The organism is Streptomyces sp. NPDC007917, from assembly GCF_042959105.1.
Classification (GTDB): Bacteria; Actinomycetota; Actinomycetes; order Streptomycetales; family Streptomycetaceae; genus Streptomyces.
In genome coordinates this window covers 24,594-48,462 of record NZ_JBIBKK010000026.1, presented here as the reverse complement: position 1 = coordinate 48,462, position 23,869 = coordinate 24,594, and the positions used below count along the sequence as shown (strand labels likewise).

Sequence of the window (23,869 nt, the reverse complement as noted above, 5' to 3'; positions counted from 1 at the left end):
CGACGCGTTGGGGGCCATGGACAGCGCCAACTGTCGCTTCTGCGCGGAAAACACCCTTCGGATGTCGACAAATCCCCTTAGTGGCGGGGCCCTTGACCACAGGACCTCGAGCCGTGAGGCGGCTGGGGCAGGTGGGTCAGCTGGGCCCGCCGAGCTTGGAGATCCAGTCCTTCACCTCGGTGATCCAGCCGGTGACCGCGTCCCAGTAGCTCTTGCCCTCGGCGACCCAGTCCTTGAGCGGGGTCAGCTCCCAGATCAGCCAGGAACCCACGATCAGGATCACGATCACGAACAGACAGCCCTTGAGGCACCCCATGCCGGGGATCTTCATCGGGCTGGAGCTGCGCTGCCGGGGCTGGCGCGGCTCGGGCTGCTGCGGCTGCGGGGGCGGCGGCGCGTAGCGCTGGGGCTGCGGCTGCTGGGGGTGGTGCGGCGCCGGGGCGTAGTTCTGGGGCTGCTGCTGGGCGTACGGGGGCGGCTGCTGCTGGCGCCGCTGCTGCCGGCGCGGCGGCTGCTGGGGCTGCTGGGGCTGGTACTGCTGGGGCTGCTGATACTGCTGCGGCTGCTGGGGGGCGGGGCGGCGCTGCGGGCGGCGGCGCAGCGGGTCCTGGCTCGGGTCGAGGTACTGGACCTGCGTCTGCTCGTTGCGGTCGCGCGCCGCGCGCAGCTGGTTCTGCCAGGGGTGCGGGTCGTCCTGACCCGGGCCCTGGCCGCCGGGCGGCACGGGCGGCATCGCGCGGGTCGGGTCGGCGCCGGAGGCCGGGCCGGAGCCCGCGGGCAGCACCTGGGTGGGGTCGGCGTTCGGGCCGCCGCCGGGGCCGCCGGTCTGGGGCAGCACGCTGGTGGCCGCGGCGGGGTCGTACGAGGGGGCGCCCCCGGCGCCCGAGGGGAGCACCTGGGTCGGGTCGGCCGCGCCCGCGGGGTCGGTGTCCGGCACCGGGGCGGGCGCCGGGTCCGGGGCGAGCAGCGCGCCGACGCCGAGCGCGGCCTCGGCCTGCGCGGGTGTGGCGTGCACGCCGACGCCCGCGGCGACCACGCGCAGCGCGCGGGCCAGGTTCTCGGCGCTGGGCCGCTCCTCCGGGCTCTTGCGCAGACAGCGCTCTATGACCGTCCACAGGGGCTCGGGCACGGTGGTGGGGCGGCGCGGCTCCTCGCTCAGGTGCCGGTGCAGCACTTCGAGGGCGGTGTTGCCCGCGAACGGAGGACGGCCGGTGACCAGCTCGTACAGCATGATCCCGGCGCCGTAGATGTCCACCGCCGAGGTCTGCGGGCGGCCCTCGGCCGACTCCGGCGCCACATAGGCGGGCGTGCCGACGAACTCATGGGTGCGGGTGAGGCCGGGAGAGTCCGCGAGGCGCGCGATGCCGAAGTCGGTCAGCAGCGGGTGCATCTCCTCGCCCTCGCCCGTGCCGGCCAGCAGCACGTTGGCCGGTTTGAGGTCGCGGTGCACGATGCCGTCGGCGTGGCTGGCGGCGAGCGCGTCGGCGATCTGGGCCATCAGCAGGGAGGCGGCCACGGGCGTGAACGGGCCGTTGCGGCGGACGTAGTTGTGCAGGTCGGGGCCGTCGACCAGGTCCATGACCAGGGCGAGGAGATCGCCCTCGACGACCAGGTCGCGGGTGCGCACGATGTTGGGGTGGGTGAGCCGGAGCAGCACGGAGCGCTCGCGCAGGAAGCGCATCACGATCTCCGCGTCGTTCGCGAGCTCCTCCTTGAGGACCTTGATCGCGACGGTCTCGCCGGGCTGCCCGGCCACGGCGGCCTCGGCGCCCGCCGCCTCCCGCTGGCGGGCTCGCCAGACGGTGCCCGTGGCTCCGCGTCCGAGCGGCTCCTCGAGCAGGTACTTGCTGCCTACCGGCCGCACGTCATGCGCTCCCTGGTCGTGGGTCCATCTTGCTTGCGTTGTCTGCGTTGCCTGCGTCTGCGTTGTCCGCGTTCTGCCGACGGCCTGTTCCCGTCGCCGGCATCGCCTGCGTCGGCCCCACTGTAGTGGGGCCGTACGACATGCCGTACTGATCTCCGTACGAGCCGCCGGTGAGCGGCGGAGGGCGCGGCTTGCGGGGAAGACGCACGATCCGGACAGATGGTTGCCAAGGGGCGGACGGATGCAGGCCCTCCGGCGCCACAAAGGACACCCGCCGGACCCCCGACCCGGTCACAATCGACCAGTTTCGGCCAGTCAGCCGACCAATCAAGATCATGAAGCGACGGTCGGCGGGCGGAATGTCAGTGGCAGGTGCGAGGATGCACGCAGCACGGATGCGGTGGGGAGCCGGGGGGACCCGCGCGCCGTGTCCGTACGCCCGTGCCCGTACGTCCGTACGGAGCTTGGACGCACGGAGCTTGTACGTGCCGACGCGCCTGGGGGCGGTGGGGGGAAACGGCGCCCCTGCCCGGCCCCCCGGACAGAAGGGACCGTTGACGGCTATGCAGATTCGGCTGACCGTCCTCGGGCCGCGCAGCGCCCACCCGAGCCGTCCGGGCCAGCCCGCGCCCGGCCACGCTCACACCGGGCCCTGCGCCGTGGACGTGCTGGTGACCGCCCCGGTCGGCACCGCCCTCGCTTCGGTGACCAGCGGCCTGGCCGCCGCCCTCGCCGCCGCCGGCTGCGACACGGGCGGCAGCGGCGGCGCCGTGCTGTACGCGGGGGCCGAGCGGCTCGACGCGCAGCGCTGCGCGCTCGGCGAGCCGCCCCTGGTCGACGGCGCGGTCCTCGCGCTCAACGCGCCGGCCGACCCCGAGCGCTACCCCGGCTACCCGGGGCTGCCGGAGACCGCCGCGCCCGACGCGGCCGTCCGGCTCGACGTGGTGGCCGGGCCCGACGCGGGCGGCGTCCATCTGCTGCACGGCGGCCAGGTCCGCATCGGCCGCTCCGTCGACGCGGACGTCCCCCTCGACGACCCCGATGTGTCCCGTCTGCACTGCGCGGTGACGGTCGCCGACGACGGCCGGGTCACCATCGCCGACCTCGACTCGACGAACGGCACGGCGGTCGACGGCGCGCCCGTCGGCCCCCGCGCCGTCCCCCTGCCTCCGGGCGCCCTCCTGCGCATCGGCGAATCCGCCCTGCGCCTGTGCGCCCCCTCCCCCTCCTCCGCCCCACCCGAGCGCCTCCCGGCCCGCCCCGACGGCGAGGGCCACCTACGCGTCGCCCCGGAGGTGCGTCCGGTCACCGCCCCCGAGCCCCCGGCCCACGCCCCGGCCGCCACCACGACGGGCCAGGGCGACTGGCTCCCCTCCGGGCGGCGGCCCGCGCCCGCCGACCGGGGCGCCCCCGGGCACGGCGGCATGTCCGGCCGCCCCACGACGGCCAAGGACACATTCGAGCCATACGCGGCCCAGGGCGGCCAGGGCCGCGCCGGGCGCCCCGCGCCGGGCGGCGGCCCGGCCGCGCGCGGCGACGGCGGGTGGCCGGTCGACGAGCGCACCCTGCCGCCGGGGACGGACGAGAGCCCGACGCACTACGGCGCCGCCGGGGTGAGCCAGGGGCGGTGGGCCGCCGGCGGCGCGGCCTGGGCGGAGTCCGCTTCGGCCCACGGCCGGGCCGACGCTCCGGCGCGGCCGGGCGGGGAGCCGACCGGCGGCGGGGCCGCAGGCGGCGCGGGGCGCTCGCATCCGGCACCACAGCACCCACCAGCGGACGGCGGCCCCCAGGGCCCCTGGCAGACCGGGGCGCCCGACAGGCACACCGCGAGCGGAAACCGCACCGGAGCACCGGGCGGCCCGTCGGCCGCGGGCGGCGGCGCCCCGGACGACCGGGGCGCGGGAGCGCGGGGCGGGCGGCCGGGCGGCTATGACGTCGCCGGGGCGCAGGTGCGGCGCCGGGGCGGCATAGGAGCCTGGGCGCGGCGGCTCGCCTCCGGGCTCGGTGCGGCCGAGCCGGACGAGGCGGGCTGCGACGGGCCGGGGGGAGGCGTCGCGGGCCATGCGGCCGCCGAGGCCGCCGCGCTGCACCGGCGGTGGCCCGATCCCGCCGCCGTCCTGATGACGGCGCTCGGTCCGGGCCCGCGCCTGTGGGAGCGCGGCCCGGGGCACCCGGACGCGCTGAGCGTGCGGCTGGGGTCGGCCGACCGGCCCGCCGCGAGTGGCGGGCTGCTGCCCGCCGCGCCCGTGGCCGTCGATCTGCGGGCGGCCGGTTCGCTGGGCCTGGCGGGCCCGCGCGCCCGCCTGGCCGGGCTCGCCCGCTCTGTCGTGGCGCAGCTGGCGGCCCTGCACTCGCCCGCCGCGCTGGAGATCATCCTGGTCAGCACGGACAGCCGGCGCCCCGTCGCCGAGCGGCTCGCGCAGTGGTCGTGGCTCGGCTGGCTGCCCCATGTGCAGCCGCTGCGCGGGCAGGACTGCCGACTGCTGCTGGCCTACGACCCGGAGCAGGCCACGGCCCGTACGAACGAGCTGGTGCGGAGGCTGGAGGACGGGCGGCCGGGACCGGGCTGGGCGACCGCGTCCCCGGCGGCCGTCGCGGCCGCCGCGGCCCGGCACTCCGGCCCGTACACCGTGGTCGTCGTGGACGGCGACCCCGGCCCGGCGGCGCTGCGCGAAACGCTCGCGGCCCTGGCGCTGGGCGGCCCGGCGGCCGGAATCCATCTGCTGTCCCTGGTGGAGGCGCCCACAGCGTCCTCTACGGCTCCCTCTTCTCCGCTGTCGGCGAGCTACGGGGCCGCCCGTGCCGCGTCCCCGGTGTTCGCCGCGTGCGGGGTGGCGGCGCTGCTGAGCGGCGACGTGGCCACGGGGCTGCAGATCGTGCGCCGGGGCAGCCACGACGGGGCGGCCGACGCGGCGGCGACGGTCGACGCGGTGTCGGCGGCCTGGGCCGAGCGGTTCGCACGGGCCCTGGCGCCCCTGCGCCCGGCCGACTCCGCCCTGGAGGGCGGCGCCCCCGGCTCCGGCCGCCCGGCGGCCGCTCCGCTGCCGCGCGCGTCGCGGCTGCTGGACGAGCTGGGCCTGGCGCGTGCCACCCCCGCCTCGCTGCTGGCCCGCTGGGCGGCCGCCGCCGACGAGGTCCCGGCCGGCGGCCGGGCCCTGACCGTGCTGGGCGCGGGCCCGCGCGGCCCGCTCGCCGTCGACCTGGTGGCCGACGGCCCGCATCTGCTGATCGGCGGCGGGCCCGGCACCGGCAAAACGGAGCTCCTGCGCTCGCTCGCCGCCTCGCTCGCGGCCGCCGAGCGCCCGGACCGCCTCGGGCTCGTCCTCGTCGACGGCGGCGGCGCGGAGCGCGGCGAGGGGCTGCGGGTGTGCACGGACCTCCCGCAGGTCTCGACGTATCTGGCGGCCTCCGACCCGGTCCGGATGCGGCAGTTCGCCCAAGCGCTCAGCTCGGAGCTCAAGCACCGCGCCGAGCTTCTGGGCGACCAGGACTTCGTCACCTGGCACGCGAGCGGCGGCGCGGCGGGCGGCCCCGGCGCCGCTCCGGCCCCCGACGCGGGGAGCGCGGGTGTGAGCGCCGCCTCCGCGCGGAGCGCGAGCGGCGCTGGCAGGCATACGGGCGCCGGCGGGCATACGGGCGCCGGCGGGCATACGGCTGGGGGCGCGCGTTCGGGTGGCGCCGCGGACGCCGACGGCGGTACGGCCCGGCGCTCCGACGCCCAGGCCCGGAGCACGGGCGAAGCGGCCGGCGGCGCGAGCGGCCGTGCGTACGCGGCCACGGACGGCGCCAGGGCCCGCCGCCCCCACGCCCAGGCCCGCAGCACGGGCCACGCCCTCGCCTCCGGCCCAGGCGACCCCAGTACCGGCGACGCCTCAGCCCGCGACGCCGGCGGCCGCGCCGGCGCCGCGTACGTGACCCCTGACGGCAGCACGGCCCGTCACCCCGATGCCCAGGCCCGGAGCGTGGGCGGCGGGGCGGGCGGCCGTCTGGGGGGCGCCGACAGCGCCGCTGCCCGCCGTTCCGACGACCCGGCCCGTGGCGCGGGCGGGTATCCGGGCGGCGGTGCCGGCGGCGACAGCCCGGCGCGGAACGTGGGGGGCGCCCCGGCGCAGGGCGCGGGCGGCGACGGTCGTGGCGGGGCGCGGGTGGTCGCGCCCCGGCGGGCCGGTGATCTCGACTCCGCCTCCAGCGGCACCCTGCGGCTGCGCACCCTGCCCGGCTCGGAGGACGTGGAGGCGGCGGCAGCCGCCTCGCTGCCCCGGCTCGTCGTTCTCGTCGACGACTTCGACGCGCTGGTCGCCCCCTCCCTGGGCAGCCCGGGCCGGCCGGCGGCCGGGTCGGTCGTCCGGGCGCTGGAGGCGGTCGCCCGCGACGGCGCACGCCTTGGGGTGCATCTGGTCGCGGCGTCCGGCCGCCCTGACCGTACGGCGGACACGGCGGCGGCCGAGCGCGCCGGGCTGTGGGTCACGCTGGAGGACCGTCCGCTTTCGGCCACGGCCTCCGGTGCGTCCACCGGCCCCGCCGACCCGGGCGGTGGCTCCGGGGCGGCGGAAGCGGCCGTCGGCCGCGGGCAGCTGTACCGGCGGCGCGACGGCATGGCCAGCCCCTCCACGCCGTTCCAGGCGGGCCGGGTGACCGGGCGCATACCGCGTACGGCGACGCAGCGCCCCACCGTCGTGGCGGTCGACTGGGAGCGGGCGGGCGACCCGCCCGCCCGGCGCCCGGTGCGGGAGCTGGGGAACGGGCCCACGGACCTGGCCCTGCTCGCCAGCGCGCTGCAGCGCGCGGCGCAGTCGGCGGGCGCGCCGACCGCGCCCGCGCTGATCTGACCCGCTACCGTCCGAGTCTCACCTCAACCGCAACCGCTCAGGCGTGGCGCGGTGCCGCGCCGCGCCCGGAAACCCCCCGCCCGGAATGCCCGATCCCCTATCCGCCCCATCCGACCCGTCCGACTTTCGGAATTGATCGTCCGATCCTCCTGTCTGACCGCCGTGCCCCGTTCCTTCCTGACTGTTCATCACGGCCCGGTCACAATCGGAGAGTTACCGCAGAAAACGGTATTGCGACGGACCGTGACCGGGCGTAGGACTGTCGGCACGGGACACGGCCGCAGCGGGGGGACGGCCGATTTGGGAGGAAAACGGGGATGCTCACACCGCTTCGCAGGAAGCGCGGGAAGCGCACGAAGCGTTCGGCGCGAGCCGCGCTGGCCTTTTGCTCGGCGGGGGCGCTGATGCTCACCGCCGCGGGCTGCGGCACCGACGACGGGGAGGCCGACAGCGGCAGCCCGCCACCCGTGACCGTCAAGCTGCCCCATCTCAAGGGCAAGCAGCTGGAGGTCACGGCTGTGTGGACGGGCACCGAGCAGAAGAACTTCACCAAGGTGCTCGACGAGTTCGAGAAGCGCACCGGCGCCAAGGTGTCGTTCGTGCCCAGCGGCGACGACATGGCGGGCTTCGTCGGCTCGAAGATGGCGGGCGGCCAGCCGCCCGATGTCGCGCTGGTCGGCCAGGTCGGCGTGTTGCGCGAGTTCGCGCAGAAAGGCTGGGCCAAGCCGGTCAACGACGCCACCAAGGCCGAGCTGAAGAAGAACTTCTCGAAGGGCTGGCAGGAGCTCGGCTCGTACAAGGGCAAGCAGTACGGCGTCTACTTCAAGGTCAGCAACAAGTCGCTGATCTGGTACAACACCTCCGCGTTCGAGTACGCGGGCGCCAAGGAGGCGAAGACCTGGAAGGACTTCCTCGCCCAGGCGCAGCTGATCTCCGACTCCGGCACCGACCCGGTCTCGGTCGGCGGCTCGGACGGCTGGACGCTCACCGACTGGTTCGAGAACGTCTATCTCTCCCAGGCGGGGCCGGAGAAGTACGATCTGCTGGCCCAGCACAAGATCAAGTGGACCGATCCCTCGGTGACGCGGGCGCTCAAGACGCTGGCCGAGCTGTGGGGCGCCAAGGGGCTGCTCGCGGGGGGCAGGTCCGGCGCGCTGCGGACGGCGTTCCCGGACTCGGTCGTCAAGGCCTTCGCCAACGCCGCCGAGCCGGACGCCGCGATGGTCTTCGAAGGGGACTTCGCCGCGGCCAATGTCTCCGACGCGGGGGCGAAGCTGGGCTCGGAGGCGAAGGTCTTCCCGTTCCCGGCCGTGGGTGACACCGCTCCGGTGGTCACCGGCGGCGACGTGGCCGTGGCGCTGAAGAACAGCGAGGCCTCCCAGGCCCTGCTGACCTTCCTGGCCTCGCCCGACGCCGCCCACATCTGGGCCCAGGCGGGCGGCTTCATCTCGGCGAACAAGAAGCTCGACCTGAGCGTCTACCCCAATGAGCCGCTGCGCAAGATCGCCAAAGCGGTGATAGGCGCGGGCGACAACTTCCGCTTCGACATGTCCGACCAGGCCCCGGCCTCGTTCGGCGGCAAGCCGGCCCAGGGCGAGTGGAAAGCGCTCCAGGACTTCCTGAAGAACCCCAAGGATGTCGAGGGCATTCAGCGCCAGCTGGAGCGCGATGCCGCCAAGGCGTACGGGAACTGACGACGCGACCGGGAGATCCACATCATGTCGACCGCGACAGCGGGCGGCGCGGCAGCACCTGGCCGCGTAGCGCCTGCGCAGGAAAAGAACAAGAAGAGGAAAAGCATCACGGGCACCCGCCTGTGGGTGGCGGGGATCTTCCTGCTGCCCGCGCTGGTGCTGCTCGGCGCGCTCGTCGTCTACCCGATCGGCTACTCCGTCTACCGCAGTCTCTTCGACGCGTCGGGTGACGGTTTCGTCGGTCTGGACAACTACCGCGAGATGTTCAGCGACGACGCGACGCTGACGGCGATCAAGAACAACATCGTCTGGGTCATCGTCGCCCCGTCCGTGGCCACCGCCCTCGGCCTGATCTTCGCCGTGCTGACCGAGCGCGTGCGCTGGGGCACGGCCTTCAAACTGGTCGTCTTCATGCCGATGGCGATCTCGATGCTGGCGGCGGGCATCATCTTCCGGCTGGTGTACGAGGCCGACCCGGACCGGGGCGTGGCCAACGCCATCTGGGTGAGCGTGCACGACACGTTCACCGAGTCGCCGCCCTTCCCCGGCGCCCATCCACGGCCGGACGCCGGGATGACCGAGGCGTCGAACGGGGCGTTCACCACCGACGCGACGGCGAAGGCGGGCACCCCCCTCTCGCTGCCGCTGGTCGGCGCCAAGCGCGACGACGTGAGCGGCGCGCAGGAGGCCAAGGCGGCGAAGCCGGAGGCCGGGAAGGTCACCGGCACGGTCTGGTTCGACTTCACCAAGGGCGACCGCGGCAAGCACAACGCGATCGACAAGGGCGAGAAGGCGCTCGCCGACGTCAAGATCGAGGCGGTGAAGGACGGCAAGGTCGTCGCCACGGCCAAGTCCCGCGCCGACGGTACGTACACCCTCCCCGCGAAGGCGGACGGCGCCGAGCTGCGGCTGCCCGCCTGGAACTTCGGCCAGCCGTACAACGGGGTGGACTGGCTCGGCCCGTCGCTGGTCACCCCGGCCATCATCGGCTCGTACGTCTGGATCTGGGCCGGTTTCGCGATGGTGCTGATCGCGGCGGGGCTCGCGGGTGTGCCGCGCGAGTTGCTGGAGGCGGCGCGGATGGACGGCGCCAATGAGTGGCAGGTCTTCCGGCGGGTGACCGTGCCACTGCTGGCGCCGGTGCTTTCGGTGGTGGTCGTCACCCTCATGATCAACGTCCTGAAGATCTTCGACCTGGTGTACATCATCGCGCCGGGCGCCAGCCAGGACGAGGCCAATGTGCTCGCCCTCCAGCTGTATCAGTCCTCCTTCGGGACCGACGTCAACCAGGGCCTCGGCAGCGCGATCGCCGTGTTCCTGCTGGTGTTCGTAGCGCCCGTCATGTTCTTCAACATCCGCCGGATCCGAAGGGAGCGCCGTCGATGACCAGCGCGGACACGGTCGTAGAAGCCAAGCAGTCGCTCGCCGCGCGGATCGCGGCCCGGGCCGGCGGCGGGGTGATGCGGGTCGTCCTCATCCTGATCGGGCTGTTCTGGCTGATGCCCACGGTCGGGCTGCTGCTCTCCTCGCTGCGCGATCCCTCCGAGGTGGCCGTCTCGGGCTGGTGGAAGGTCTTCACCGACCCGGGGCAGCTCACCTTCAGCGCGTACGACGATCTGCTGTCCAACCAGCAGATCACCGACTCGCTGTGGACCACCCTCGCGATCACCATCCCGGCCACCGTGCTGGTGGTGGTGCTCGGCGCCCTGGCGGGCTACGCCTTCGCCTGGATGGACTTCCCCGGCCGCGACTGGTGGTTCCTGGTCGTGGTCGGCCTGCTCGTCGTCCCCGTACAGGTCGCGCTGATCCCGGTCGCCAAGCTCTTCGGCGAGATCGGCATCTTCCAGACGACGACGGGCGTGGTGCTCTTCCACACCGCCTTCGGTCTGCCCTTCGCGATATTCCTGCTGCGGAACTTCTTCGCGGAGATCCCGCGCGAACTGCTGGAGGCGGCGCGGCTGGACGGGGCGGGCGAGCTGCGGCTGTTCGTACGGGTCGTCATGCCGCTGGGCGGGCCGGCCATCGCCTCGCTCGGCATCTTCCAGTTCCTGTGGGTGTGGAACGACATGCTGATCGCGCTGATCTTCGCGGACAGCGGCAACCCGCCGATCACGGTGGCGCTGCAGCAGCAGGTGCGGCAGTTCGGCAACAACATCGACATCCTGGGCCCTGGCGCCTTCATCTCGATGGTGATCCCGCTGGCCGTCTTCTTCGCCTTCCAGCGGCAGTTCGTCGCCGGGGTGATGGCGGGCGCGGTGAAGTGACCAGAACCTGCTGAACCACACGCACTGAGCCGGTCGGCCCGCCGAGGGCCGGCCGGCTCAGTGCTGCGCGGTGGGGTGGGTGATGGCCCGCTCCAGCAGCTGGTGCAGGGTCTGCTGCTCCTCTTGACTGAGGCCCGCGAGCGGGGAGTCCGCGCCCAGGAGTCCGAGGAGCCGGTCCCGGAGCGCGGTGCCCTGCGGGGTGAGCACCAGTTGCTTGGCGCGGCGGTCGGTCGGGTGCGGGCGGCGTTCGATCAGGCCCTGCTTTTCGAGCTTGTCGACGACGAAGGTGGCGTTGGAGGGCTCGCAGCTCATGCGGTCGGCGAGCTCTCGCATGGTCAACGGCCCGCTCAGCTCGCGCAGCGCGGTCGCTTGGGGGGCGGTGAGCCCCAGCGTGGCCGCGCGCTGCCGCAGATGGTCCGCGATCCGGTCGGCCATCCCGTTCACCAGACCGCACAGCTGCCGTTCCGCGATGGCTTGCGCTTCCGGGTTCGTCATGCGGCCATCCTAGCAAGTACGTAAAGCCTGGACATTGCGAGCTTGGATATTGCGAGCTTGAATAGTTCTAACTTGATGCTTATGGTTGCGGCAACGACCCCCTCCGCCATCGGGGAAGGAACCAACAACCATGAGCGAGAACGAGCGGCTGCGCCGGCCGGCGGTCCTACGGTCACTGCGGCTCGGCGAGACCAAGGTGACGTACGTACCGGACGGGGCGGTGCAGCTCACCCCGCGCGGCTGGCTCCCGGAGACCACCGACGCGGTGTGGGCCGCCCACCCGGAGTACCTGGACGACTCCGGCCATCTCGCGGCGGGCCTCGGCGGCCTGCTGGTGGAGAACGGCGACCGGGCCCTGCTGATCGACACCGGCTTCGGACCGCAGTCGTTCCCGGCCGAGCCCGGCAGCGCGATCGGCGCCATCCACGGCGGCGCACTCCTGGACAACCTGGCCCAACTCGGCCGCGCCCCCCAGGACATCGAAGCGGTGGCCTTCACCCATCTGCACCCCGACCACCTCGGCTGGGCCTGGCACCCCGCCCCGGACGGCGATCGCCCCGCCTTCGCCCACGCCGACTATCTGGTGGCCGAGCCCGAATGGTCCCAGCGCCACCTCCTCGAGGCACACCACACCAGCAAGGAGACGCTCGTCGCGCTGGAGCCGTACGTCCGAACCATCTCGGACGGCGAGGAGATCTTTCCCGGTGTGCGCGTGCGGTTCATCCCCGGCCATACGCCCGGTCATGCCGCCTATGTCATCACCGCGGGCGGAAAACGGCTGATCGCCTTCGGCGACGCCCTGCACTCGCCGATCCAGGTCGAACACCCGGAATGGTCCTCGGTCGTCGACCACGACTCCACTCAGTCCACCGCCTTCCGCCGCCAACTCGTCGCCGAGCTCCAAGAGCCCGACACCATCGGCTTCGGCATCCACCTGGCCGACGTGGTGTTCGGCCAGGTCCGCCCCGGCGCGAACGGCCCCGCCTGGCACCCCGTCGACGCCTGATGCGCAGCGGCGGCGCCCGGCGCCGCTGCGCCGAACGGGTTGGTTTCCGCGCCTCCCCGGCACGCGTCGCCCCGCATTGTGCGTACGTTCCGATGATGCTGATAAACCACATCCGCACCGCCTCGACCGATGGGATGCGCTTTGCCCCGGTTCAGCGTCATCGTGCCCGCGTATCAGGTCCAGCCCTACCTCCATGACTGTCTGCGCTCGGTGCTCACGCAGGACTTCACCGACTTCGAGCTGATCGCGGTCGACGACCGCTCCCCCGACGCCTGCGGCTCGATCATCGACGACGCCGCGGCCCGCGATCCGCGGGTGCGGCCCGTGCACCTCAGCGCCAACATGGGGCTCGGACCGGCCCGTAACGCCGGAATGGGGCGGGCCACCGGGGACTATGTGCTGTTCCTCGACGGGGACGACACGCTCGCGCCCGGGGCGCTGCGGGCGATCGCCGGGCGGCTGGCGGCCACCGGGGACCCGGAGGTGCTGCTGTTCGACTACGCACGGGTGTACTGGACCGGCCGGGCGGTGCGGAACGTACGGGCGGAGCTGCTGCGCCAGAGCGGGCCGCCGTCGTTCCGGCTGGACGACCGGCCCGAGCTGCTGCGGCTGCTGATGGTGGCGTGGAACAAGGCGTACCGGAGGGACTTCCTGGAGCGGGAGGGGTTCACCTTCCCGCCGGGGTACTACGAGGACACCCCCTGGACCTACCCCGTGCTGCTGACCGCCCGTTCGCTCGCCGTGCTCGACCGGGTCTGCGTGCACTACCGGCAGCGGCGGCGCGGTGGCATCCTGCGTACGCCCAGCCGCCGCCACCTGGACGTCTTCGAACAGTACGACCGGGTCTTCCGGTTCCTGGACGGCCGCCCGGACCTGGCGCACTGGCGGCCCGCGCTGTTCCAGCGGATGCTGGACCACCTCGCGGCCGTCTTCACCGCGCCCGGGCGGCTGCCGCGCGGCGCGCGCGCCGAGTTCTTCCGCCGGGCCGGGGCACATCACCGGCGCTACCGGCCCGGCGGCGCGAGCAGCCCGCCGGGGCGCGCCTGGTGGCGGGGGCTGCTGCTGCGCATCGGGGCCCGCCGGGTGTTCCAGTTCCTGCGCGGCGCCGACCGGATGCGGCGGCGGGCCGGGGAGCTGGGGGCGGCCGGGTACTCCTGGCTGCGCGCGGTGGCGCTGCGGGCGCACTACCGGCTGCAGCGGCTGCGCCCGCTCGACCGCCGGCTCGCGGTGTTCGCGGCGTACTGGCACAAGGGCTACGCCTGTAATCCGGCGGCGATCGAGGCGAAGGTCCGCGAACTCGCCCCGCATATCCGCACCGCGTGGATCACCACCCGCGAGTACGCGCACACCCTGCCGCCCGGCGTGCGCCGGCTGCACCCCGGCTCGCCCGCGTACTGGACCGCGCTCGCCCGCGCCGCCTACCTGGTCAACAACGTCAACTTCACGCCCCGGCTGCGCAAGCGGCCCGGCCAGATCCATCTGCAGACCCACCACGGCACCCCGCTCAAGCACATGGGCCTGGATCTGCTCGACCGCCCGGCCGCCGCCCGCTCCATCGATTTCCATGAGCTGCTGGAGCGGGTGGACCGCTGGGACTTCAGCCTCTCCGCCAACCGCCACTCCACGCTGGTGTGGGAGCGGGTCTATCCGTCCGGCTACGCCACGCTCGAGTACGGCTTTCCGCGCAACGACGTCTTCCAGCGCGCCACTGCCGAGGACGTGGCGCGGGTGCGGCAGCGGCTCGGCGTCCCGGAGGGCACCACGGCGGTGCTGTACGCGCCCACGCACCGCGACTACCAGCGCGGCTATCTGCCGCGGCTTGACCTGGAGCGGGTGGCCCGGGCGCTCGGCCCCGGCTTCACCTTCCTGGTGCGGCCGCACTACTTCTACGGGGCACACGGCGGCCAGGGCGAGGCGGGGAGCGGTCAGGTCATCGACGTCTCGGGGCACGCGAGCGTCGAGGAGCTGTGCCTGGCCGCCGACGCGCTGCTCACCGACTACTCGTCGATCATGTTCGACTACGCCAACCTCGACCGCCCGATCGTCGTCCACGCCGACGACTGGGACGCCTACCGCGCCGCCCGCGGCACCTACTTCGACATCACCGCCGCCCCGCCAGGACCGGTCTCCCGCTCCGAGGAGGAGCTGATCGCCCTCTTCGCCGGCTCCGCCTGGTGCGACCCCCGCTACGACGCCCCGCGCGCCGCCTTCCGGGCGCGCTTTTGCCCGTACGACGACGGGCGGGCCGCCGAGCGCGTGGTGCGGCGGGTCTTCCTCGGCGCGGCCGCAGGCGACCTGCCGCCCGTCGTCCCGCTCGCCGACCGCCGCCCCGCTCCCGCCGCGTGCCGCCCGGCTCCGGCACCGGCTCCAACACCGGCTCCGGCACCGGCCGCCCCCTCGGCCCAGGTGCCCTCGTAGCCCGCGCGGCCGCCGCCACCGCCGCAGAACCAGGACCCCGACGCAAGAACCAGGACCCAGGATGCCCCGTACCGCACCTCCCGCCCCCCACCTGCCCTGGCACTCCGACGTCCCGCCCCTGGTGCGCCGCTACCGGCGCCGGGTCCCGCTCCGCGTCCGCCGCGCCGTCGTCGCGGTGACCGGCGCCGGGCTGCGCCGGGCGGCCACGCGCGGCCTGAGCCGCCTCTCGGCGGCGTCCGGCGCGCTGCGGCTGCGGTGGGGGCGGCGACGGCTGCGCCGGGCGGGGCTGCTGTGGGGGCCGGACCGGATCGTGGTCGCCGACCGGCGCGGGCCGCGGGTCGCCCAGGTCACCGCCGGGCCCACCCCGCTGTACGCGCGCGCCGAGAACCTGCGGCTGGTGTGCGAGGCGCTGGAGCAGGCGGGGATCGACCACTTCGTGGTCCGCGCGTACGGCAATGTCTCCTCGGCCGTCGGCGTGCCCGCCGAGGAGCGGCCCCGGGTGGTCGCGGCGCTCACCGAGCTGTGCGCGCGGGAGGCGGGCTATGTGTCGCTGCCCGCGCGCGGCAGGCTCCCCGGGACCGTGCCGCGGCCCGGGCAGAGCGCGCGGGCCTGGCGGCGGCTGTCCACCGCCCCCGTCGTCCGCTTCACACGCTTCTACGCGAGCCCCGGTGCGAGCACCGGCGTGGGCCTGGTGCTCGGCGTGGCGCACGGCTGCGACATCGAGTTGTGGCGGCGGGGCCGAGCCGATGACGTGGCCGGGGCCGAGGGCGCGGAGGAGGCCGGCGGCGGGGACCTGCTGATCGCGCCCCGCCCCAACCGCACCACCGCCTCCGTGCCCGCCGCCTGCACGGCCGTGCACGCCCCGGGCCATCTGTTCACCCGGCTGGCCCCGGCCGAGGGCTGGCAGCCCGGGCCGCTGGTGCGCACCCGCCCCGAGTTCACCACCCGCCTGCCCGACGAGGTCCGCTTCCCCATCGACGTCGTCTACACCTGGGTCGACGGCGCCGACCCCGCCTGGCGCAGACGCCGCGCCGAGTGGACGGGCGGCGGGGAGGACGAGCCGTACCACGAGCAGGCGGCCAACGAGGCCCGCTACGCCAACCGGGACGAGCTGCGCTACTCCCTGCGCTCCCTGCACATGTACGCCCCCTGGGTGCGCCACATCTACCTGGTGACCGACGACCAGGTGCCGCCGTGGCTGGTGGGCTCGCACCCCGGGATCACCGTCGTCGACCACCGCGACATCTTCGACGACCCGCGGGTCCTGCCCACCTTCAACTCCCAGGCCATCGAGACCCGGCTGCACCACATCGACGGTCTCGCCGAGCACTTCCTGTACTTCAACGACGACGTATTCCTCGGCTCGCCGGTGACCCCGCAGGACTTCTTCCTGGCCAACGGCATGACGAAGTTCTTCCTCTCCCGCGCGCTGATCCCGCTCGGCCCCGCCCACCCCGGTGACGTCCCGGTCTCGGCGGCCGGGAAGAACAACCGGGCGCTGCTTGAGGGGCGGTTCGGGACGACGGTGACCCAGAAGCTGAAGCACACCCCGCACGCGCTGCGCAGAAGCGTCCTCGCCGAGATCGAGCGCGAGTTCCCCGGCCCGTACCGCGCCACCATGGCCAGCCGGGTGCGCAGCGCCTCGGACATCTCCCTGACCTCCGCCCTCCACCACTACTACGCCTTTCTGACCGGCCGGGCGGTCCCCGCGCCGCTGCGCTACGACTACTTCGACCTGGCCCAGCCCGGTATCCCGGCCCGGCTGGCCCGGCTGCTGCGGTTGCGGCACCGCCAGGCGTTCTGCCTCAACGACACGGTCTCGTGCGAGCGGGATCTCGCGGACCAGCTGGCGCTGCTCCGCCCCTTCCTCGACGCCTACTTCCCGGTCCCCAGCCCGCTGGAGCGGGCCATCGCCCGTCAGGAGGCCCGTCAGCCATGCCCCTCGCCATCACCCTCCCGCTGAATCCGGACGTCATCGCCGCCGAGGGCCCCTACCCGCGGGCGCTGAACGTGCTCAGCCGCAAACAGACGGCGGTGCAGCGGCAGTTGCGCCGGGCGGGGCTCGCCGGGTACGAGCCGACCACACAGGCCACACTGCTGGCCCTGGCCCAGCGGGCGCCGACGGGCAGCGCGGTCTACGACATCGGCGCCCACATCGGGCTGTACTCGGCGCTGATCAGCGCGGTCTACGGGCGCGGCAGGCTGCGGACGTACGCGTTCGAGCCGACCCCGGACACCGCCGGTCTCTGCCGTCGCATCCGCGAGTGCAACCGGCTGTCCTACGAGGTGGTGGAGTCCGCGGTCTCCTCGGCGCCCGGGACCGCCGAGCTGTATCTGTCCGAGAAGACGGAGTCCTCGAACTCGCTGAACAGCGCCCACCGCAGACACAGCGGCTCGGTGCGGGTCCCGGTCACCACCGTCGACGCCTTCACGGCGGAGCGGGACGCCGCCCCCTACCTCGTCAAGATCGATGTGGAGACCTTCGAGGCGGCCGTGCTGGAGGGCGCGCTGCGCACCGTCGACCGCCACCGCCCCTGGATCGTGTGCGAACTGCTGCCCAGCGCCGACCACGACGCGCTGCGCCGGGCCCTGGCCCCGCTGGTCGCGCGCGGATACGGACTGCACCCCATCACCCCCGAGGCGCCCTGGCTCCGCTACGACGAGAGCGGCTACCGGCGCGCCGTCAGCGGCCAGTGCCGCGACTGGCTGCTCGCCCCGGCCCCGCTGACCCCGGACTTCCACCGGGCGGTGCGGCGGTGGCTGATCGCGATCCTGGCGTGCGACGAGACGACGAACCTCCTCACGCCCGGCGGCTCGCCCTTCCCCGGCGGCTGGAACGCCCCGTACCCGCCGCCCGGCCGCCGCCCCGCCCGCCCCCCGGGCCCCCGCCGGCCGTACGCCTCCCACAGGCTCCGGGCGGGCCTGGCCGCCCTGGCGGCCCTGGCCCGCCGCGCGCCGGGGCCGTAGGTGTTCATCGGTCGGCACTGCCGGGCGGAACGACCCATTCGGTGGGTTGGCCGGTGAGTGAGGCGATCATGTCGAAGTCTCCGTCGTAGTGGAGGACCGTCCGCCGGTTCAGCTCCGCCGTGGCGGCGATCAGCAGGTCGGGGAGGGACAGAGCGCGGTGGAAGCCTGCGTTGAGGGCATGGCGCTGGATCTCAAGAGCGCGCGTGAAGATGTCGTCGTCGGTGTCGAGGTAGTCGAAGGCGTGGAGCCAGGTGCTGATCCGTGTTGCTTCCGAGCTGTCCCGTGCGGAGTGGATCATCTCAAACTCGGTGGGCCGGCACACGGCGAGAAGGTAGCGCTCGTGCAGAGGCCTGAGCACCTCCTTGACGCTCGGCTTCGTCCAGCGGGCGAGGGCGGACTTGTCGATCAGGTAGCGGTCCTGCATCAGGCGGCTCGGCCCCCGCCGCGGTCGCCGTCGTGCTTGAGGGAACCGTCCGCATTGCGGGGCCCGGTGTTCTCGACGATCTCACTGAAGTCGAGCTCGCCGGCCTCCATGGCGTCGAAGCCCTCCTGCCGCAGGTGCCTCTTGACCGCGTCTTCCATGGCGAGGCGGACGGCTTTGGCCTTCGTTTTCGTCCCGAAGATGCGCATGGCCTCGGTGACCATGTCGTCATCGAGGTCGATGACGGTTCTGCTCATGTGGATGATCCCTTCGCAGATGCCCTTGTCAGCAAAACGATACCACTTGCCAACTATGCTAGATATCGTTTCGACCAAAGATCTGTTCCTGTGGTGACGCCGGATGTGCTGATGAACGTCCATTCGGCGTGCCAGGGTCGCTCAGCCATGGGCGAGAATCCGATCCGGCGAAGTGCTCTGGACCCTATGCGGAGGCCGTGCCTCGTTGTCGCTGGGCATGAAGCCGTGCGATGACCCGCAGCTGCCGCCGCTCGTACTCCGTAGCGGGGCGCACCGAGGCACAGTGCGACCGCCATTCGAGGCCGGTGGGACGGGTGCTCAGGGCGATGTTCCCCCAGCTACCGCCGGGAGGTGCCCCCCTGACGCCGCCCAGTACGCCGCTGACTTTGCGGTGAGTATGAGACAGCGACACGCCGTGGCGTCGGCGTGTCGCTGTCTCATACTCACTGCAAACGCACCGCCGATCCGAGTACTGCGATGGGAGCCACCCAAAAGGCAGCAAACGGATCATTCGCCTAATGTTTGCGTAAGTAAGCATGATCCACAGCGAAGGGCACATGCATCATGGAGCGCCTTGGCATACGAACCACCCGCGGCCTCACGGCCTTCGTCCTGATGGCCGGCTGCCTGGCCGCCAGCCCCTTCACCGCCCTGTACGGCGCGGGCTGGCCCTTCGCCACGGCCGCGCTGCTCGGCGTGGGGTGCGACCTGTTCCTGCACCGCACCGAGCCGGGGCTGATGGACCGGCTCAGCCGACTGCACGTCGGCGAGACGCACCGCTTCGAGGTGCGCAGCGTCGTCCTGCTGTTGCTGCTCGCCCGGCTGGACCTGGCGGGCCATACGGGTCTGACCGCCGCCATCACGCTGGTCGTGTGTCTGCTGGGCGGCCAGGCGCTGCACTCCGCGATGCGCACGATGATCCGCCGGCGGCTCCGCTTCCCGCTCGCGGCCCGCGATGTCGCGCCGCGCCTTCCGGGCATCGCCGACCGGCCGCTGCGGTCGCTCACCGAATGGCCGGGGCAGCGGATGCTCGTGTACGAGCTGACCGCGCTGCTCGGCCTCACCGGGACGCTGGCCACCGGCGACGCCCGGTGGGTGGTGGCGGGGCTGACGGCCGCCACCGGGGCCTGTCTGCTCACCCTGCTGGCGCTCGCCCCGTACCTCGTCCGGGCGATCCACCTGTCCCGTCTGTCCCGGGCCGCACAGCACCCCGCCGCGTCGCGCGGCTCCGCGCGGCGCGGGGACGACGGAGCCGCCGCAGTCGCCGCCGCGCGCCCGTGGCGATCTTGACCGGCGCCACCTCGAGGGCGAGCGCCATGGCCGGGCCCCAGGACAGCGGTCTGGCGTAGTAGGGGCGGCCGAAGCGGAACCAACGAGCCCCGGCCAGGCCGCCGAACCGGGGGACGACCGCGGCGCGGCACGGCTCGGGGCCGTCCTCGCCCGTCACCAGGGTCAGCGTCCACAGGCCCCGTGCGAGCCTTCTGACGGGCAGCCGGGCCGTGAAGTCGCCTGACGGCCCGTCGTGGCGCACCGGCACCTCGCGCACCTCGCCCCTTCCGCTCTCCGCGCGCAGGCGCAGCCCCCCGCCCGTCTCCCCCGCGCCGGCGCCGGTCAGCCGCCCGCTGACGGCCAGCACGCCGCTCCTGCCCGCGTGCCAGGACGCCTCGGTGACCTGGCACGGGGCGTCGAGGTGGTGGGCGACCTGGCCGACGTCGAGGGAGAAGTTGCCGTACGGGGTGAAGTACGGCGTGACGACGGTGGTCCGCCCGCCGGGCCCCGCCGTGACGCTCCGCGGCTTCGGATGGGTGGCCTCGCCGCCCTCGCGGGTGCCGCCGAACCGTACGGTCCGGCTGACGCCCTGCGCGCGCACGTCCAGGTAGACGTTCCACAGGCCGCGCTCCAGCGGTGCCCCGCCGTCGGCGGTGGCCGGGTCGATGTCGGCGGTGAAGCCCGCCATCTCGTACGCGCCGTCGCCGGGCAGACCGGCGGCGGCGCGCGGGGTGGTGGGCACCCGGACCTCGGGGCGGTCGGACTGGTACTTGCGCAGGACCACGTCGGTGCCCGGCTGGAGGGCGGCGACATGCTCGACGTAGGCGTGGCCGGTCAGCCGGAGCACGCCGCCGTCGCCGGCGCCGTCGCCGTCATGCCAGTGCGCCGCGTCGAGGCGGTGGTGGACCGGCAGCCGGTCGGTGACGTCGAAGCAGTCGTCGGGCACGTCCGCGGCCGGGTCGCGGAAGAAGGGGTGCGCCCAGTAGACGCGGCCCTTGTCGATGACATGGCCGCGTCGCGCGTCCTCCTTGGCGTTCCGCGCGACCGTCAGGACGTCCGCGAAGCGGTCGGCGCGCAGCAGATGGATCAGGAGCCGGTCGGGCGCGTCGATCTGCCGGCAGATCTCGTCGCTCGCCCAGGTACGCGCCCAGTGCCGGAACCGCGGGTAGAAGCGCTCGCGCGCGTCCTGCTCGCTCTCGCGGGGCAGCAGTCCGCGCAGCGGGCCGCACAGTTCCCACTCGACGTGGCGGCGCATGACGCGGTCGCGGCGCGGCCCGGGTTCCAGATAGCGGGCCACGGTCTCGAAGCACAGCCCGATGCCGTCCATCCGGTGAACGAGGTCACCGGCGACGAGGGTGAGGTTGCTGCGGTCCTCGCGGTAGCGGACGTAGTAGCAGTCGTAGTCGGCGACCACGGAGATACCGGAGGCGTTGAGGTAGGCGGCCACGGTGAAGGGCTTGTCCTCGCAGTTGCGGAAGAGCGGAAAGCGCAGCCGCAGCCTTTCGATGAGGGAGCGGCGGAACAGCTTCCACGGGCCCAGGGTCAGATAGGCGGCGGAGGAGAAGACGTCGGTGCGGGGCTGGTTGTGGCTGAAGACGGCCCTGGGCACGGCCCGCCCGCCGACCGAGGCGATCCTGCCCAGGACGACGTCGGTGCCGTTCTCGTCGGCCATGGCGACCATGCGGCGCAGCGCGTCCGGGCCCAGGTAGTCGTCGGAGTCGAGGAAGAAGACGAAGTCGCCGCGGGCGAGGTCCAGGCCGGTGTTGCGCGGGCCGCCCGCGCAGCCGGAGTTCTCCTGGTGGACGACGCGGAGCGCGGGGCGCCCCTGGGCGAGGCGCTCCAGCTCCGCGCCGGTGCCGTCGGTCGAGCCGTCGTTCACCGCGATGATCTCGATGCGGTCCGGGCCGAGCGTCTGGTCGAGCGCGGAGGTGATGGCGCGGGTCAGCTCCGGCATGGCGTTGTAGGCGGGGACGATCACGCTGACGCGGGGAGGGGGCGCAGAGGGCATGGGTGCTCCGGCTTCCGGGGTCACGGCATGGGCGCGGCGGGGTCGGCCGCCGGGTCAGTTGTGGTCGGGAGACAGCGGTGTGGGCCGGGCCGCGTGCGGCGGCACGCCGGTGATCAGGCCCCGTTTGACGGGGAGGTCATGGCGCTGGAACACCGACGGCTGGGCTGCGCTGTCAGCGGCGTCAGCGGCGTCAGCGATCTCGGGGACGTCGGGGGCGTCCTCGCCCAGCATGAGGGTCCGTACCACCCGCTCGGCCGCGTGGCCGTCGTCGAACTGGCAGAAGCGGGCCCGGAAGGCGGCGCGCAGCGCGGTCGCGTCCTCGTCGCGCCAGCGGCCCTCGCGGAAGACGGCGATCAGCTCGTCCTCCGTACGGGCGACGGGCCCCGGCGTGTCGCCCGGCCGCCCCGAGAGCAGGTCGAAGTAGACGCCGCGGGTGGCCTGGTAGATGTCCCAGTCGTCCGCGTAGACGACGATGGGGCGGTCGAGGTTGGCGTAGTCGAACATGATCGACGAGTAGTCCGTGATCAGCACGTCGGCGGCCAGGCACAGCTCCTCCACCGACGGATGGCGTGAGACGTCGACCACCAGCCCCGCCTTCTGGAGCTTTCTGAGCCCGGCCTGCGGCTGGTAGGAGTAGTGGGCCCGCACCAGCAGCACCGCCTCCTGGCCCAGGGCGCGGCTTACGCGTTCGAGGTCCAGGCGGGGCGAGAAGCCCTTCTGGTAGTCGCGGATCGTGGGGGCGTAGAGGACCGTGAGGGCTCCGTCCGGGATCTCCAGCTCCTTGCGGATGCGCCGGACGTCCTCGGCTGAGGCCGAGAAGAAGACGTCGTTGCGCGGATATCCGTACTCGAGCAGCCGGTACGAGGCGGGGTAGACGCGCTCCCAGACCTCGCTCGAATGCCGGTTGGAGGAGAGCGCGAAGTCCCAGCGGTCGACGCGTTTGAGGAGATTGCCGAAGCTCATCCCCGACGCGGCGGCGGGGTAGCGCTGCTGGTCGAGGCCCATGCACTTGAGCGGTGTGCCGTGGAAGGTCTGCAGATGCACCGTTCCCGGCCGCTTGACCACGTCGTTGGGGAAATTGACGTTGTTGATGAGGTACTTGGCGCGGGCCATCGCCCAGTAGAAGTCCCGCGTCCCGGAGATGACGTAGTCGACGCCTTCCGGGAGCGAGTCGACCGCCGCCTTGCGCACCACCCACAGGCCGTGCACCTGCGGGGCCAGCTCCTTGGCCTTGTAGTAGATCGCCGCCGGGTTGCACAGCACCCCACGGCCCCAGTACGCGGAGTACACGGCCAGGTGGGGGTCGACCGGCCGCCGCCGGTGGACCCGGTACAGGCTCCGCTTGGCCCGGGCGGCCAGGGGCCGCCGCGTCATCCGCTTGAGCTTGCGGGCCCCGGCCGCCGCCCGCTCCGTCAGTTCGTGCTCCCGGTAGCGGACGAAGGAGCCGCGCGCCAGCGCCTCGAAGCGCCACTCGGCGTCGGCCGGCGGGGTGAATCCGTCGGGTACGTGGCTCCGGTACCAGGCGGCGGCCCGGTCGAAGAAGCGGGGCCGGTCTTCTGCCGCCACCCGGGAGCGGCGGCCCAGGCAGAACAGGAAGTGCGAGACGGCCCGTTCGAAGAGCATCGGGCGCAGCGGCTCCAGATGCGGCTTCCCGTCGAGGAATTCGAAGAGCCGGGTGTACTGCTTGAAGATCGCGAAGTGCTTCTCGCCGGGGCTGGCGGTGCTGGCGCCGACGCGCCGCTGGCGGTATTCCAGGCCCACCAGGTCCACGCAGGCTATTCGTTCGGCCGTCAGCATCGTCTTGTACGAGAGCAGGGCGTCCTCGTAGATGCCCTCGCTGAACGCGAAGCCGTGGCGGGTGTAGAAGGCGCGGTTGTAGACGCGATTGGACGACATCGCGAAGATCCGCAGGTACTCCGGGCGCTCGAGGACGGAGAAGACATCGGTGCCGGCCGAGGCCAGCAGCCCGCCGAAGAGGCTGGGTTCCGCGCGGTCCCACCAGTAGGTGCGGACGTGGTTGAAGTAGAGGATGTCCGGGTCCTCGCACAGGGCCAGCCGGTCGGCGAGGCCCTGCAGGGTGCCGGGGGCGAGGGTGTCGTCGCCGTCCAGGAAGAGCAGGTAGTCGCCGGTGGCCCGGTCGACTCCGGCGTTGCGGGCGTGGCCGGGCCCGGAGTTGACCGGCTGGTGGACGGGGACGACCCGGCTGTCCCGTGCCGCGTACTCGTCGATGATCGTGCCGCAGTGGTCCGGAGAGCAGTCGTCGACCGCTACCACCTCGATGTCGTCGAACGACTGGGCCAGCACCGAGTCCAGGCAGCTGCTCAGAAAACCCTGCACTCGATAGGCGGCGATGACGATGCTGAATCGGGGCATGGGA

The 23,869-nt window shown here is 73.4% G+C and carries 14 protein-coding genes; 8 read left to right on the top strand and 6 right to left on the bottom strand.

The genetic code is table 11. The annotated features are described in order from the left end of the window. Positions 1-136: 136 nt before the first annotated feature. On the bottom strand, positions 137-1,864 hold the full coding sequence (locus tag ACFZDL_RS36310; RefSeq protein WP_353594925.1) for a serine/threonine-protein kinase: 1,728 nt from the start codon (positions 1,862-1,864) through the stop codon (positions 137-139). A 563-nt stretch (positions 1,865-2,427) separates the two neighbouring features. Between ACFZDL_RS36310 and ACFZDL_RS36305 the strand changes: the two genes are divergently transcribed. The 4 genes from ACFZDL_RS36305 (at position 2,428) to ACFZDL_RS36290 (ending at position 10,651) form a co-directional block, all read left to right on the top strand. Further along, positions 2,428-6,693, top strand: a complete 4,266-nt coding sequence (locus ACFZDL_RS36305; protein WP_353594926.1) for an FHA domain-containing protein — start codon at positions 2,428-2,430, stop codon at positions 6,691-6,693. A gap of 317 nt (positions 6,694-7,010) precedes the next feature. After that, positions 7,011-8,387, top strand: coding sequence for an extracellular solute-binding protein (locus tag ACFZDL_RS36300; RefSeq protein WP_353594927.1), 1,377 nt, complete (start codon positions 7,011-7,013; stop codon positions 8,385-8,387). Between the two features lie 24 nt (positions 8,388-8,411). Beyond that, on the top strand, positions 8,412-9,773 hold the full coding sequence (locus ACFZDL_RS36295; protein ID WP_353594929.1) for a sugar ABC transporter permease: 1,362 nt from the start codon (positions 8,412-8,414) through the stop codon (positions 9,771-9,773). Next, positions 9,770-10,651, top strand: coding sequence for a carbohydrate ABC transporter permease (locus ACFZDL_RS36290; RefSeq protein ID WP_353594930.1), 882 nt, complete (start codon positions 9,770-9,772; stop codon positions 10,649-10,651). Before ACFZDL_RS36295 ends, ACFZDL_RS36290 begins: the two co-directional genes overlap by 4 nt. Positions 10,652-10,708: 57 nt before the next feature. Here ACFZDL_RS36290 and ACFZDL_RS36285 read toward each other — a convergent pair whose 3' ends face one another. Beyond that, the gene (locus ACFZDL_RS36285) at positions 10,709-11,146 is read right to left on the bottom strand and encodes a MarR family transcriptional regulator (RefSeq protein ID WP_353594931.1); all 438 of its coding nucleotides are present in this window, start codon (positions 11,144-11,146) and stop codon (positions 10,709-10,711) included. A 130-nt stretch (positions 11,147-11,276) separates the two neighbouring features. On the opposite strand from ACFZDL_RS36285, the gene ACFZDL_RS36280 reads away from it, so the two are divergent. From ACFZDL_RS36280 to ACFZDL_RS36265, 4 genes are all read left to right on the top strand, one after another. After that, complete coding sequence (locus ACFZDL_RS36280; RefSeq protein WP_353594932.1) at positions 11,277-12,152, top strand: MBL fold metallo-hydrolase; 876 nt, start codon at positions 11,277-11,279, stop codon at positions 12,150-12,152. A gap of 141 nt (positions 12,153-12,293) precedes the next feature. Further along, positions 12,294-14,570 carry a bifunctional glycosyltransferase family 2 protein/CDP-glycerol:glycerophosphate glycerophosphotransferase gene (locus ACFZDL_RS36275; protein WP_353594933.1) on the top strand — a complete coding sequence of 759 codons (2,277 nt, stop codon included), beginning with the start codon at positions 12,294-12,296 and terminating at the stop codon, positions 14,568-14,570. A gap of 61 nt (positions 14,571-14,631) precedes the next feature. After that, positions 14,632-16,533: a stealth family protein gene (locus ACFZDL_RS36270; protein ID WP_353594934.1), complete on the top strand. Its 1,902-nt coding sequence runs from the start codon at positions 14,632-14,634 to the stop codon at positions 16,531-16,533. Continuing rightward, positions 16,506-17,537: an FkbM family methyltransferase gene (locus tag ACFZDL_RS36265; RefSeq protein ID WP_353594935.1), complete on the top strand. Its 1,032-nt coding sequence runs from the start codon at positions 16,506-16,508 to the stop codon at positions 17,535-17,537. Before ACFZDL_RS36270 ends, ACFZDL_RS36265 begins: the two co-directional genes overlap by 28 nt. 4 nt (positions 17,538-17,541) lie before the next feature. Here ACFZDL_RS36265 and ACFZDL_RS36260 read toward each other — a convergent pair whose 3' ends face one another. From ACFZDL_RS36260 to ACFZDL_RS36245, 4 genes are all read right to left on the bottom strand, one after another. Beyond that, on the bottom strand, positions 17,542-17,961 hold the full coding sequence (locus tag ACFZDL_RS36260) for a PIN domain nuclease (RefSeq protein ID WP_353594936.1): 420 nt from the start codon (positions 17,959-17,961) through the stop codon (positions 17,542-17,544). Beyond that, positions 17,961-18,215 carry a type II toxin-antitoxin system VapB family antitoxin gene (locus ACFZDL_RS36255; protein ID WP_353594937.1) on the bottom strand — a complete coding sequence of 85 codons (255 nt, stop codon included), beginning with the start codon at positions 18,213-18,215 and terminating at the stop codon, positions 17,961-17,963. The genes ACFZDL_RS36260 and ACFZDL_RS36255 overlap by 1 nt, the downstream gene beginning before the upstream one ends. A 1,135-nt stretch (positions 18,216-19,350) precedes the next feature. Continuing rightward, complete coding sequence (locus ACFZDL_RS36250) at positions 19,351-21,492, bottom strand: glycosyltransferase family 2 protein (RefSeq protein ID WP_353594938.1); 2,142 nt, start codon at positions 21,490-21,492, stop codon at positions 19,351-19,353. Positions 21,493-21,546: 54 nt separating this feature from the next. Further along, on the bottom strand, positions 21,547-23,865 hold the full coding sequence (locus ACFZDL_RS36245; protein WP_353594939.1) for a CDP-glycerol glycerophosphotransferase family protein: 2,319 nt from the start codon (positions 23,863-23,865) through the stop codon (positions 21,547-21,549). Positions 23,866-23,869: the final 4 nt, after the last annotated feature.